Origin of the sequence: uncultured Marinobacter sp. (assembly GCF_913055835.1) — a bacterium.
Taxonomy (GTDB): Bacteria; Pseudomonadota; Gammaproteobacteria; order Pseudomonadales; family Oleiphilaceae; genus Marinobacter.
This window is the reverse complement of record NZ_CAJXKQ010000001.1, coordinates 126395-138954: the sequence shown is the minus strand read 5'-3', so window position 1 is coordinate 138954 and position 12560 is coordinate 126395. Positions and strand designations below refer to the sequence as shown.

The following is a 12560-nucleotide window of genomic DNA, read 5'->3' as shown; positions in this document are numbered from 1 at the left end:
CTCTGTGTTCACGGACAACAGAACAACAAGCCCGATCCGGAGGTATTTGTTTATGTACGCCCAGCTCGTTGAAACCGGCGCCAAGCGCCTGAAGACCAAAGAAGAGATGTCGCCTGAAGAGCGCGAGTTTCAGGAAAAGGTCGACGCCGAAACCAAAATCGAACCCAAAAACTGGATGCCGGAAGGCTACCGGAAGACCCTGATTCGCCAGATTTCCCAGCACGCCCACTCCGAAGTGGTTGGCATGCTGCCGGAAGGCAACTGGGTAACCCGTGCGCCTACTCTCAAGCGCAAGCTCCAGTTGATGGCCAAGATCCAGGACGAAGCGGGCCACGGCCTGTACCTGTACAGCGCCATGGAAACCCTGGGTGCTGACCGTGACGAAGAGATCGAGAAGCTGCATCAGGGCAAAGCCAAGTACTCCAGCATCTTCAACTACCCGACCCTGAACTGGGCCGATATGGGTGCTGTTGGCTGGCTGGTGGATGGCGCCGCCATCGTGAACCAGGTGGTGCTGCAGCGGACCTCTTATGGCCCCTACTCCCGCGCCATGATCCGCATCTGTAAGGAAGAAAGCTTCCACCAGCGTCAGGGTTACCAGATCCTGCTGGACATGATGCGCGAAGGCACCGAGGAGCAGAAAGCCATGGTGCAGGACGCCATTAACCGTCTGTGGTGGCCGGCCCTGATGATGTTCGGCCCGCACGATGACGAGTCCCCGAACTCCCAGCAGTCCATGGCCTGGAAGATCAAGCGCAAGAGCAACGACGAACTGCGTCAGATGTTTATTGACCAGACCGTGCCGCAGCTCGAGTTCCTCGGTTGCACTGCGCCGGATCCCGACCTGAAGTGGAACGAAGAAACCGGCCACTACGATTTCGGTGAAATCAACTGGCAGGAGTTCTACGACGTTCTCAAGGGCAATGGCCCCTGCAACCGCGAGCGCATCAAGACTCGCAAGAACGCAATTGATGAAGGCGCATGGGTCCGCGAAGCGGCCGTCGCCTACGCCGAAAAACAAAAACAGCGCGCGCAAGCCGCTTGATACCGGAGGAATAGAACATGGCTGAATGGCGCCTTTACGAAGTTTTCGTAAGATCCAAGCACGGTCTGAACCACAAGCACGTTGGCAGCGTTCACGCTGCTGACGCCGAGATGGCCATGGAGAACGCCCGTGACCTTTATACACGCCGCAACGAAGGCGTGAGCATCTGGGTTGTGCCCTCCGACACCATCACGGCGTCCGCGTCCGACGAGAAGGAAGTGCTTTTCGATCCGTCGGAAGACAAGGTTTACCGGCACGCTTCCTTCTACAAGCTGCCCGATGAAGTCGGACACATGTAAGGAGCGTTACCCATGACACAAGCAGAAGCATTAAAGGAATACCTGCTGCGCCTGGCGGATTCCGACATGATCCTCGGCCAGCGCCTGTGCGAATTGTGCGGCAAGGCCCCGGCACTTGAGGAAGAGATGGCTCTGATGAACGTTGCCCTCGATCTCGTCGGCCAGGCCCGCAACTGGTACGAGTACGCAGCCGAGCTGATTGATGATGGCCGCGATGCCGACAAGCTGTGCTTCCGTCGCGACGCCCACGACTACCGTAACCTGCTGCTCACCGAGCAGCCCAACGAGGATTACGCGGTCACCATGGGCCGTCAGTTCTTCTTCGACGTGTACCACTACTTCACGCTCAAGAGCCTGACCGAATCCAGTGATGAGCGCATTGCCGGCATCGCCGCCAAGTCGCTGAAAGAGGTGACTTATCACCTGCGTCGTTCCTCGGAGTGGGTGAAGCGTCTGGGCGATGGCACCGAAGAAAGCCACCGCCGCATGCAGGATGCTGTGGATATCCTCTGGCGCTTTACCGGTGAGCTGATCACTCCGGACGACACTGATCGTGTGATGGCCGAGGCTGGCATTGGCCCGGATCCTGACCAGCTGGCCAAAGACTGGCGCGGCATGGTCAATGAAGTGCTTACCCAGGCAACCCTGACGCCGGGCGCAGAAGACGCCTGGATGTACATGGGTGGCAAGCACGGCGAGCACACCGAGCACCTTGGTTTCATCCTGGCAGAAATGCAGTTCCTGCAGAGGGCCTATCCCGATGCCACAACATGGTGATTCAGACAGCCGGTCAGCTGTCGACATTCTGATTGCCAGTGATCGGGTGCCGGCAAATGCCCGCCCCGATCTGCTGACAGAGGACGACATCTGGGCACTTCTTGAGGAGGTCAAAGACCCCGAAGTGCCGGCCATCAGTGTCGTGGAGCTCGGTATTGTTCGGGCGGTTCACTGGGACGGCAAAGAGCTGTCCATTGACGTGACCCCGACCTACTCCGGGTGCCCGGCCACTGAACTGATTGAAGAGCTGATTGCCGAAGCCCTGCGTGCTGCGGGCTTTCGGGACCCGAAAATCAATCAGGTGCTGACCCCTGCCTGGACCACCGACTGGATCACAGACGAAGGCAAAGAAAAGCTCCGGGCTTTTGGCATCGCCCCGCCCGTTGGCAGCTCCAGCAAAATGAGCCTGCTCGGGGAATCGGAAGTCCTTACATGCCCTCACTGCGGCAGCCAGGATACCGAACGGGTCAGCGAATTTGGATCCACCGCCTGCAAAGCCCTTTATCGTTGCAAGGAATGCCTCGAGCCCTTCGACTATTTCAAATGCATCTAGAGCCGATACGATCATGAACAAATTTTACCCACTGACCCTCAGAGAGGTCAGACCTGAAACAAGAAACGCCGTATCACTTGCTTTTGACGTGCCGGAAGATCTGGCAGACAAGTTTCATTACCAGCAGGGCCAGCACCTGATCGTGCGCACCAAGTTGGATGGCGAGGAAGTGCGCCGTTCCTACTCGATCTGCCGTAGCGTCAATGACAAGGAACTGCGCATTGCCGTGAAACAGGTTCCCGGCGGTCGCTTCTCCACCTTTGCCAACGAGCAGCTCAAGCCCGGCCAGACTCTCGAAGTCATGCCGCCCCAGGGCCATTTCTCCATTGATCTGGACCCGGAACGTGAGGGCAACTACCTGGCGGTTGCCGCCGGCAGTGGTATTACTCCGATCCTGTCGATCGTGAAGACCACCCTGGAAACCGAGCCCAAGAGCGAGGTTACCCTGTTCTACGGCAACAAGGCCACCAGCAGCACCATGTTCCGTGACGAGCTGCAGGACCTGAAGAACGAGTACATGTCCCGCCTGAACCTGGTGTACATCTTCACCCGTGAAGAGCAGGACATAGACCTGTACAACGGCCGTATCGACCACGAAAAGTGCGACAAGCTGTTCGATCACTGGATCAACGCCAAGGAGCTGACCGCTGCGTTTATCTGCGGCCCGCAGATGATGACGGAAACCGTGCGGGACTCTCTGCTGAACCACGGCATGGAAAAGAGCAAGATCCACTTCGAGCTGTTTACCCCGGCCGGTGGCAAACCGCAGCCCCGGAAAGACCGGGATCCCGCCCATGTGGATCCCCAGTCGATCAGCGAAGTCACTGTGATTGCCGATGGCCGTTCCCTGACTTTCCCGCTGGTGCGCGACACCAAGAGCATTCTGGATGCCGGCAACGAAGAAGGTGCTGACCTGCCCTATTCGTGCAAGGCCGGTGTTTGCTCCACATGCCGCGCCAAGGTGGTGGAAGGCGAAGTGGAGATGGACCAGAACTTCGCTCTGGAAGACTACGAGGTGGAAGCCGGTTACGTGCTTTCCTGCCAGTGCTACCCGATCAGCGACAAGGTGGTTCTGGACTACGACGAGATGTAGTTTCCACCCCCAGAACAAGACCAGTGCAAGGCAAGTCCCGCAGCAGCGGGACTTGCCTTCGCGTTTCAGAAACGAATGGAGTTTCCCATGTCAGTCCTGAAAAGTTTTATTGCCGGCCAGTGGGTCGGTGAAAAGCCTGCCAAGGCTCTGCCAAGCGCCGTTAACGGCGAAATCGTCGCCCATACCCACGACGACACCCTCGATTTCAAGAACGCCGTTGAGTATGGCCGCAAGGTTGGCGGTAAAAACCTGATGGCGATGGATTTCCAGGAGCGTGCCCTGGCCCTGAAAGCCATGGCCCTGTACCTCCAGGAACACAAGAAAGAGCTCTATGCCCTGTCGATGCACACCGGTTCCACCAAGGGCGACAACGGCATCGATATCGATGGCGGCTTCGGCACCCTGTTCTCTTATGCCAGCATGGGCCGGCGCGAGCTGCCCTCTGGCAACGTGGTGCACGAAGGCCCGGTGACTCCACTGGGCAAGAACAACCACTTTGCAGGCACCCATATCCTGGTACCACGCGGTGGCGTTGCCGTTCACATTGACGCCTACAACTTCCCGGTGTGGGGCATGCTGGAAAAATTTGCACCCACGTTCCTGGCAGGTATGCCGTCCATCGTGAAGCCGGCCACCTCTACCTGTTATGTGACGGAACTGGCCGTTCGCCTGATGCAGGAATCAGGCGCGCTTCCGGAAGGCAGTCTGCAGTTGATCATCGGCAGCACCGGTGACCTGTTCGACCATCTGGAAGAGCAGGACGTGGTTACCTTTACCGGCTCCGCCGCCACCGCGCGCAAGCTTCGTAACCACCCGAACATCATCAACCGTTCGATTCCCTTTAATGCCGAAGCGGATTCCCTTAACAGTGCGATCCTCGCCCCAGACGTGACTCCCGAGCACGAGGAATTCGATGTCTTCGTGAAGGAAGTTGGACGTGAAATGACCGCCAAGGCCGGTCAGAAGTGTACCGCCATCCGGCGTGTCCTGGTGCCGAAAGACCAGGTAGATGCAGTTTGCGACAAGCTCAAAGAGCGTCTGTCGAAGGTCACCGTCGGCGATCCCTCTGTCGAAGGCGTTCGCATGGGTGCACTGGCCTCCATCGACCAGCTGGAAGATGTCAAAGCCAATATCCAGGAACTGCTCAAGACCAGCGAGCTGGTAGTTGGTGGTGACGGCAGCTTCAAGGCGACTGGCGATGGCACCGAGAAGGGCGCGTTCATCGAACCGCACCTGCTGCTGTGCCGTAACCCGGAAAACGGCTGTGGCGCCCATGACATTGAGGCGTTCGGCCCCGTGGCTACGGTGATTCCCTACGACACCATCGAGGACGCCGTTGAATTGTGCTCCAGAGGCCGCGGCTCCCTGGTCACCACCCTGACTACTCGGGATCCCGCCATTGCTGGCAGGGTCGCACCACTGCTGGCTGCCTTCCACGGCCGTCTGCACCTGCTGGATGCCGAAGCCGCGAAAGAGTCCACCGGCCACGGCTCGCCACTGCCCATGCTCAAGCATGGCGGCCCCGGGCGCGCCGGTGGTGGTGAGGAACTGGGTGGTATCCGTGCGGTTCACCATTACCTGCAGCGCACCGCAATCCAGGGCTCCCCGAGCATGCTGGCCGCAGTAACCCGCGAGTACGTGCGCGGTGCCAACGTGATTGAGACTGAAGTTCACCCGTTCCGTCGCCATTTCGAAGACCTGCAGATCAACGAGTCGCTGCTGACGCACCGCCGCACGGTGACCGAAGCAGACATCGTGAACTTCGGCTGCCTGTCCGGTGACCACTTCTACATGCACTTTGATGAACTTGCCGCCCGGGAATCCCAGTTCGGCAAGCGCATCGCCCACGGTTACTTTGTACTGTCGGCCGCGGCCGGGCTGTTCGTTTCCCCGGGCGAAGGTCCGGTGCTGGCGAACTACGGCCTGGATACATTGCGGTTCATTGAGCCGGTTGCGCCGGGAGATACCATCCGCGCACGGCTGACGTGCAAGCGCAAGATCGATCAGGGTCGGACATCCCCCGACGGCCACCCCCAGGGTGTGGTTGTATGGGATGTCCAGGTGACCAACCAGAACGACGAACTGGTTGCGAGCTACGACATCCTGACACTGGTTGCCAAGAAGCCCGAGTAACTCCGGGCTTCCCTGCTTTCTCCCTGTCCTGGACCCCAGGGAGAAAGCGTCAGGCAAATAAAAGGGGGACAGGTCGCAAGACCTGTCCCCCTTTTATTGGTCAGAAGAAAATACCCAGCGGTTACATGCCCAGGTAGGCCTCCCGGACCTTCTCGTTGCTGAGCAGCTCACGGCCCGAGCCTTCAATAACCACTTTGCCGGTCTCCAGCACATAGCCGCGATCGGCCAGTGCCAGCGCCTGGGACGCATTCTGCTCCACCAGGAAGATGGTGATACCCTCTTCCTTGAGCTCTTTAACGATGTTAAAGATCTCCTCGATGATCAGTGGCGCCAGCCCCATACTGGGCTCATCCAGAAGCAGCAGCCTCGGCTTGGCCATCAGGGCGCGCCCCATAGCCAGCATCTGCTGCTGACCACCGGAGAGTTCACCCGCCAGGTTATGGCGTTTCTGGCGCAGTATCGGGAACTTGGTATACATCCGTTCCAGATCGTCCATCACCTCGGGGGTTTTGCCCCGGGTGTAGGCACCCAACAGCAGGTTGTCGTGCACACTCAGGTCCTTGAAAACCTGCCGGCCCTCGGGCACCTGAACAATGCCTTCAGCCACTCGCTGATCGGCACTGATCCTGGACAGATCCTTGCCTTCGAAGGTGATAGCACCGCGGTCAGTGGGCTGCAGACCGGAAATGGTCATCAGCAGGGTGGATTTGCCGGCACCGTTGGCACCAACAAGTGATACGATCTCACCGCTGTTGATGTGAATATCCACATCATGCAGAACTTCGATCTGACCGTAGGACGTCACCAGCCCCTTGATGGACAGCATTTCCTCTTTGGCGTGCGGTGCTGTTACCCGGTCCGCGTGCTTGAGCCCCAGTCCACCGAACTTCTCCGGGGTGTAGCTGACAATCTGGTGCCGCAATTCCCGGAACTCTTCCCGAACGCGCTCACCGAACAGCGGATCATTTTCCACGTCGCGCGCTTCAATGATCTGCTGCCAGTCTTCTTCGGTCAGCAGTTTACGGGCCCGCGGAATGACCACGCCCTCTTCCTTGCGGATATGCTTGCGCAGGGCTTCGGTAAAGCGCGCCAGAGCATGACTGAACTCCTCTCGGCCTTCCGGCCAGTTTTGCTCGCAGTCAGTCAGCAAACGGCGGAGTTCCACCAGCTTTTCATGACCAATGACATAGCCCTTCGCCAGCTTCTCCAGCAGGGGCGCTGTCTCGGGGGACTTCTCACTGAGCCGCTTGTAAAGCTCGATGTCCGTGGGCGTGCTGTGGACCCTCTGGGAGAAGTGCTGAATGTAATCGAAAATGGTGGTCAGCAGCCGCTCATCCGGGCGCTGATCGTTGAGGTTCATATCACTCAGCAACTGGTCCAGCAGATCGAGAATCCGCCACAGCGCCTGGTGTTCATGAACAATAATCCGTACGGCCTGCTCGCTGCGTGACTGGGCAGGCGCCATTTCAGTATTTTGCTCGCTCATGTGAAATGTCTCCTTGCTCAGCCACCCAGGTAGGCGGCGATAACATCCGGGTTCTGGCGGATTTCCTCGGGGGTCCCCTCAGCCAGAACACGGCCGTAGTTAAGCACCAGCAACCGGTCGGATATACCCATCACCAGTTTCATGTCGTGCTCAACCAGCATGACCGTGGTTCCCTGATCGGCAATCTTCCGGATCAGTTCTTCCAGCGCCGCGGTTTCAACCGCGTTCAAACCGGCCGCTGGCTCGTCCAATAGAATAACCTTGGGTTCTGCCGCCAGTGCCCGGGCAATCTCCAATCGCTTCAGCGCGCCATAGGACATCGCCGAGGCTTCGGCATCCAGGTAGTCGCCGCATCCTACATATTCCATGAGTTCCGCCGCACGCTTGCGAGCCGCCGCTTCGTTGCGGCGCAGGGAAGGCAGGCGGAACAGCGTGGTAAACAGATTGCTCTTGAGCTGCAGGTGCCGACCCAGCATCACGTTTTCGATCGCTGTCATGTTCATGCAGATCTGCATCTGCTGGAAGGTGCGGCACATGCCCCGCTCAGCCAGCTCATTCGGCTCCAGTTTTGCGGTGCTTTCACCGTTCAGCAGGATCTCACCCTTGGTCGGCGTATAAAGGCCGGTGATCAGGTTGAACAGTGTTGTCTTGCCGGCACCGTTGGGACCGATGACGGAATAGACCTGCCCGGCTTCCACAGAGAAGCTGACCCCCTCGACCGCATGCACACCACCAAAGGCTTTATCCAGCCCTTTGACCTCAACAAGTGCTGTCATGCCTCACCTCCGGCTTTTTTCCGCATTTTCTTGGAAACAAAAGCGCTCAGAGTCGGGAGCAGCCCCTTGGGCATAAAAATCATCGTAAGCATCAGGATCAGGCCAAACATCACGTGTTCCAGCTCCTGGAAATCCGCCAGAACCTGGGGCAGCAGTTTCAGCACCACGGCACCGAGAATCACTCCGAAGGTCGATCCCATGCCACCCAGTACAACCATGGTGATGAAAAGGATTGAGAATTCGAAACTTGCTACTGCGGGCGTTATGAAGCCCTGGAAATGGGCATACAGGCTACCCATGAGACTGGCGTAAATCGCAGAAATCACGAACACCAGGCTTTTGTACTTCGCTGTGTTCACACCGACAACACTGGCAGCTACTTCCGAGCCATGAACCGAACGCAACGCCCGGCCAATGGGTGACTCGATGAGGTTCAGGGCAAACCACACCGCCACCAGGAGCACAACGCTGGCAAAGATATACCAGGCCTGGAAGCCTTCAATCTCCATTCCAAACAGCGAATAGCTGCCGAAAGTGCTCAGTTGCCAGCCGAACACCTCAAACGCCGGCACAGGCATGCCGTCCGGCCCGCCCGTCAGTGCCCGCTCGTTGTTGAGGATGATGGCAATAATGAAGCCCACCGCGAGGGTGGCCATGGAAAGATAGTGGCCCTTCAAGCGCAGAATTGGACGACCCACAATCCAGGCGATAGCGCCCACAGCAATGGCACCCACCACCAGTGCGGGCACCGAAGACCAGCCATAGGTGCCGGTCGCGATACCGGTAAAGTAAGCGCCCAGCCCGAAGAAACCGGCGTGGCCAAGACTGATCTGGCCAGCAAAACCCACCAGCAGATTAAGACCAACCACCGTAGCGGCAATGATCGCCATCTGGGTAACCAGCTCGTAATGGAACGGGTTGCCCAGAAATGCGGGAAGAATGACAAGAATCAGGGCAAGAATAATCAGCCCCCGGAGACGCGACTGCATAAACGTATTCAACATCAGACGCGCTCCACTACCTTGGCACCGAACAATCCACGGGGCATGAAGAAGAGCACCAGCAGGATCATGGAGAATGCCACGGCATCCTTGTAATCGGATGAGATGTAGCCGGCCGCCATGGCTTCAACGATACCGAGAGACAGACCGCCGACAACCGCACCGACACCGCTGCCCAGACCGCCAATCGCAGCGGCGACAAATCCTTTCAGCCCGAGAATGATACCGATGTCGTAGGAAGTGAACGTAATCGGTGCCACGACGATTCCGGCCACCGAACCCAACAGTGCTGACACCATAAACGCCAGCATGAGAACCATCTGGGTCCGGATACCAACGAGTCGTGCAGCCTCCTTGTTCATGGAAGTAGCCAGAATAGCTTTACCAATCAATGTCTTGGTAAAGAACAGCACCAGGCCCACCACCAGGATCGCACCTATTCCCAGCACCCAAAGGCTCTGGCTGTTCAACACCGCGCCAAACACCTCGATGGGCTGGTCGGTGCTGAAATTCTGCATCACATGGTATTCCTTGCCCCAGACAATCTGGGCAATACCACGAATGAAGATCGACGCACCGATGGTGATAATAATCAGAGTTACAACATCGGCCTGCTTGGCCGGCGCAATCGCGAAACGTTGCAGGGCAATACCGAGGATGCCGGCCAGAATCACAGCCAACACGACTGCGAGAATCATGGGCACACCCATGGCCGTCAGGGAAACCGTGGCCATGCCTCCAATCATCAGGAACTCGCCCTGGGCGAAGTTGATGACGTGACTGGCGTTATAGATCAGGGTAAAGCCGAGGGCTATCAGGGCGTAGGTCGCACCGATAGTAATCCCGGTGAACAGGTACTGTAAGAATTCTGCGAGCATAGCGGTGGTTCCGGTCGAACATCGGCTGGCGATTGCTCCAGGGGGAGGAGCATCGCCAGCCGCGAGACAGGTTAAAGGAGTATCAGTTAATCAGCTTCCATTCGCCGTTCTGGACTTCCAGAATGCGGAAGGATTCCGGATCAAGGCCGTTGTGGTCTTCCGGTGACATGTTGAACACACCGGTTACGCCAACATAGCCATTGATGTTTTCCAGCGCGTTGCGAACGGCTTCCGGATCGGTAGAACCGGCTTCTTCCATCGCACGAACTGCCAGCATCAGGCCGTCGTAGGCGTAGGCACCGAAGGTGGATACCTTGGAATCCCAACGGGCCTCGTATTCAGCCTTGTAGTTCTGAACCACTTCTTTCTGGGGATCATCATCCGGCAGGGAATCCGGAACCAGCAGCGGAGAGGCAGGCAGACGCAGACCTTCGGCAGAAGAGCCAGCCAGCTCCAGGAAGCTGTCAGATGCAACACCGTGAGACTGGTAGAACGGAAGTTCCATGCCCAGCTGCGCGTAGTTGCGAGTCACGATGGCCGGACCCTGACCGAAACCGAAGTTCAGGACCGCTTGCACACCACTTGTGTTACGGATATTGGTCAGCTGGGCGGTCATGTCTGTATCAGATCCGCTGTAGGTCTCATCGGCCACTACTTCCATGCCCATCTGCTCGGCGACTTCCAGAGTCTGGGTGCGACCGGAGCTGCCGAATCCGCCAGTACCGGAGATCAGACCAAACTTGGTGATACCGCGGTCTTTCATGTCCGCGAGAATCCGCTCAGCGGCCATCCGGTCGGTCTGGGGCGTCTTGAAGACCCATTTTTTGACAGGATTGGTGATAACCACCGCACCGGCCAGAGAGATGAACGGAACCTGAGCCTGCTCAACCAGAGGAACCGCCGCCATGGTGGCGCCGGTAGTACTGCCGCCGACGATGATATCGACCTGGTCTGAACGGATCAGGCGACTGGCAAAGTTACGGGCAGAGGAAGCGTTGCCAACGTCGTCATAGTGAATCAGCTCCAGCTGACGACCAAGAACACCGCCTTCTTCATTGATTTTTTCAACGTACATCTCGAGCGTTTTCAGCTCGGGATCACCGAGAAAGGATGCCGGGCCTGTCACCGACAGGAACGACCCGATCTTGATGGGATCCGCAGCCTGGGCGCTCATCATCATGAGACTGGCTGCTGCTACGGCTGCGCATTTTCCTGCGCGACGAATCACTGTTTTAAACATTGTTTTTGTTCTCCCGAATTGTGCAGGGGCTTGAATTTATGGTTTTCCGGTCGTCCCTGATTACAGCACTCCTGATGTTCGCTACCGGTAAATTCGATACCATTGACGAATATCAAACGAAGTTATTGTATCATAACTCTCGTGTCAACCGATTTCACGGCACTCGGCCACAGCTCTTTCAGTAAAGCCGACACTGGCGCAACGTGCCAGCGCGGTAAATAGAAAGACAAGCCTTTACCTGACACGTAAGAACCGCATAATACGTGCAACGTGTTTCATTGATTCTTATTTGCGAACTCAGGCCATGACTGCAAAAAGCCAGCTAGAATTGCTCGTCAAGAATTTCCAGAAAAAGCGGCCGCTGCGCGCAGGCTCCCTCATCATTACCATCTATGGCGATGCCATCGTTCCCCGGGGTGGCAATGTCTGGCTGGGAAGCCTGATGAAGCTGGTTGAACCCATGGGAATCAGTCAACGACTGGTACGCACGTCGGTGTATCGCCTGGTTCAGGAATCCTGGTTGCAGACAGAAAAGGTGGGGCGCTGCAGTTACTACAGCCTCACGGGACCTGGCCTGCGCCGGTTCGAGCAGGCTTTCCAGCACGTCTATAACCTGGACACCGAGGAGTGGAGCGGGAGCTGGTGCCTGGTGTATCTGAACCAGTTGTCACCAGAGCTCAGACAGAAGGTTCGGGAAGAGCTGAAATGGCTGAGTTTTGGCAGCATGGCCCCAGGGCTGATGGAACACCCGCGGTTTACCCGCAGCGAGCTGATTCCGATGCTGCAGGAATGGGGCGCCCTGGAAGACACCATTGTCATGCAGACCATGCCCATGGAGCAGAAGAGCCCAAGGGCCCTGAGACTGCAGGTCCGGGAGAGCTGGAACCTTGAGGAACTCGGCGGCCGGTACCGACGGTTTCTGAGCCAGTTCCGCCCACTGTGGCGGGAGCTTCAGTCGGAAGACACCCTCAGCCCTGAAGAGTGCCTGATTCTCCGCATACTTCTGATCCACGAATACCGCAAGATCCTTCTGAGGGATCCGCTGTTGCCGGATGAACTGTTACCCGGAGACTGGGAAGGTCGCAGTGCCAAGCAGCTGTGTCGCAACCTGTACCGGCAGATCTACGTACGCGCCGAGCAGTGGCTCGACGAGAATCTGGAGAATGCGTCCGGCCCCCTCCCTGGCCCCGGCGAGAAGTTCTACAAGCGCTTTGGTGGTTTGAGAGATACTGCGTCCCAGGGTGAGGCGCAAACAGAACCGGAAGTGCTATAAACGCTG

General features: G+C 57.7%; 12 protein-coding genes and 1 pseudogene. 7 read left to right on the top strand and 6 right to left on the bottom strand.

Annotated elements, in window-relative coordinates; all coding sequences use genetic code 11:
- The first annotated feature begins 52 nt into the window (after window positions 1-52).
- From paaA to paaZ, 6 genes are all read left to right on the top strand, one after another.
- Window positions 53-1045: a 1,2-phenylacetyl-CoA epoxidase subunit PaaA gene (gene paaA / locus QZ534_RS00740; protein ID WP_202347783.1), complete on the top strand. Its 993-nt coding sequence runs from the start codon at window positions 53-55 to the stop codon at window positions 1043-1045.
- A 17-nt stretch (window positions 1046-1062) separates the two neighbouring features.
- On the top strand, window positions 1063-1344 hold the full coding sequence (gene paaB / locus QZ534_RS00735; protein WP_069182872.1) for a 1,2-phenylacetyl-CoA epoxidase subunit PaaB: 282 nt from the start codon (window positions 1063-1065) through the stop codon (window positions 1342-1344).
- Between the two features lie 12 nt (window positions 1345-1356).
- Window positions 1357-2121, top strand: coding sequence for a 1,2-phenylacetyl-CoA epoxidase subunit PaaC (paaC, locus tag QZ534_RS00730; RefSeq protein WP_296930163.1), 765 nt, complete (start codon window positions 1357-1359; stop codon window positions 2119-2121).
- Window positions 2105-2674, top strand: coding sequence for a 1,2-phenylacetyl-CoA epoxidase subunit PaaD (gene paaD / locus QZ534_RS00725; RefSeq protein WP_296930160.1), 570 nt, complete (start codon window positions 2105-2107; stop codon window positions 2672-2674). The genes paaC and paaD overlap by 17 nt, the downstream gene beginning before the upstream one ends.
- Before the next feature lie 13 nt (window positions 2675-2687).
- Window positions 2688-3767 carry a 1,2-phenylacetyl-CoA epoxidase subunit PaaE gene (paaE, locus tag QZ534_RS00720; RefSeq protein WP_296930157.1) on the top strand — a complete coding sequence of 360 codons (1080 nt, stop codon included), beginning with the start codon at window positions 2688-2690 and terminating at the stop codon, window positions 3765-3767.
- A gap of 87 nt (window positions 3768-3854) precedes the next feature.
- Window positions 3855-5900, top strand: a complete 2046-nt coding sequence (gene paaZ / locus QZ534_RS00715) for a phenylacetic acid degradation bifunctional protein PaaZ (RefSeq protein ID WP_296930155.1) — start codon at window positions 3855-3857, stop codon at window positions 5898-5900.
- A 121-nt stretch (window positions 5901-6021) separates the two neighbouring features.
- On the opposite strand, the gene QZ534_RS00710 is transcribed toward paaZ, so the two are convergent.
- The 6 genes and pseudogenes from QZ534_RS00710 to QZ534_RS00685 form a co-directional block, all read right to left on the bottom strand.
- The gene (locus tag QZ534_RS00710; RefSeq protein WP_286810315.1) at window positions 6022-6726 is read right to left on the bottom strand and encodes an ABC transporter ATP-binding protein; all 705 of its coding nucleotides are present in this window, start codon (window positions 6724-6726) and stop codon (window positions 6022-6024) included.
- A 210-nt stretch (window positions 6727-6936) separates the two neighbouring features.
- Window positions 6937-7365 (bottom strand): annotated as a pseudogene (locus tag QZ534_RS00705) (hemerythrin domain-containing protein); the annotation flags it as partial.
- Window positions 7366-7403: 38 nt separating this feature from the next.
- Complete coding sequence (locus QZ534_RS00700) at window positions 7404-8162, bottom strand: ABC transporter ATP-binding protein (protein ID WP_291906224.1); 759 nt, start codon at window positions 8160-8162, stop codon at window positions 7404-7406.
- The gene (locus QZ534_RS00695) at window positions 8159-9166 is read right to left on the bottom strand and encodes a branched-chain amino acid ABC transporter permease (protein WP_296930150.1); all 1008 of its coding nucleotides are present in this window, start codon (window positions 9164-9166) and stop codon (window positions 8159-8161) included. The genes QZ534_RS00700 and QZ534_RS00695 overlap by 4 nt, the downstream gene beginning before the upstream one ends.
- Window positions 9166-10041, bottom strand: coding sequence for a branched-chain amino acid ABC transporter permease (locus QZ534_RS00690; RefSeq protein ID WP_291906228.1), 876 nt, complete (start codon window positions 10039-10041; stop codon window positions 9166-9168). Before QZ534_RS00690 ends, QZ534_RS00695 begins: the two co-directional genes overlap by 1 nt.
- Window positions 10042-10123: 82 nt before the next feature.
- Entirely contained in the window at window positions 10124-11281 is a 1158-nt protein-coding gene (locus QZ534_RS00685) for an ABC transporter substrate-binding protein (RefSeq protein ID WP_296930147.1), read from the bottom strand.
- A gap of 304 nt (window positions 11282-11585) precedes the next feature.
- On the opposite strand from QZ534_RS00685, the gene paaX reads away from it, so the two are divergent.
- A complete protein-coding gene (gene paaX / locus QZ534_RS00680) occupies window positions 11586-12554 on the top strand; it encodes a phenylacetic acid degradation operon negative regulatory protein PaaX (protein ID WP_296930145.1) in 969 nt (322 codons plus the stop codon).
- Window positions 12555-12560: the final 6 nt, after the last annotated feature.

What these genes read in the sequence shown, in the direction of transcription:
- paaC (WP_296930163.1), top strand. Translation starts at nt 1,357, where the DNA reads ATGACACAAGCAGAAGCATTAAAGGAATACCTGCTGCGCCTGGCGGAT.
- paaX (WP_296930145.1), top strand. Translation starts at nt 11,586, where the DNA reads ATGACTGCAAAAAGCCAGCTAGAATTGCTCGTCAAGAATTTCCAGAAA.
- QZ534_RS00695 (WP_296930150.1), bottom strand. Translation starts at nt 9,166, where the DNA reads ATGTTGAATACGTTTATGCAGTCGCGTCTCCGGGGGCTGATTATTCTT.
- paaB (WP_069182872.1), top strand. Translation starts at nt 1,063, where the DNA reads ATGGCTGAATGGCGCCTTTACGAAGTTTTCGTAAGATCCAAGCACGGT.
- paaD (WP_296930160.1), top strand. Translation starts at nt 2,105, where the DNA reads ATGCCACAACATGGTGATTCAGACAGCCGGTCAGCTGTCGACATTCTG.
- paaA (WP_202347783.1), top strand. Translation starts at nt 53, where the DNA reads ATGTACGCCCAGCTCGTTGAAACCGGCGCCAAGCGCCTGAAGACCAAA.
- paaZ (WP_296930155.1), top strand. Translation starts at nt 3,855, where the DNA reads ATGTCAGTCCTGAAAAGTTTTATTGCCGGCCAGTGGGTCGGTGAAAAG.
- QZ534_RS00690 (WP_291906228.1), bottom strand. Translation starts at nt 10,041, where the DNA reads ATGCTCGCAGAATTCTTACAGTACCTGTTCACCGGGATTACTATCGGT.
- QZ534_RS00710 (WP_286810315.1), bottom strand. Translation starts at nt 6,726, where the DNA reads ATGCTGTCCATCAAGGGGCTGGTGACGTCCTACGGTCAGATCGAAGTT.
- QZ534_RS00700 (WP_291906224.1), bottom strand. Translation starts at nt 8,162, where the DNA reads ATGACAGCACTTGTTGAGGTCAAAGGGCTGGATAAAGCCTTTGGTGGT.
- QZ534_RS00685 (WP_296930147.1), bottom strand. Translation starts at nt 11,281, where the DNA reads ATGTTTAAAACAGTGATTCGTCGCGCAGGAAAATGCGCAGCCGTAGCA.
- paaE (WP_296930157.1), top strand. Translation starts at nt 2,688, where the DNA reads ATGAACAAATTTTACCCACTGACCCTCAGAGAGGTCAGACCTGAAACA.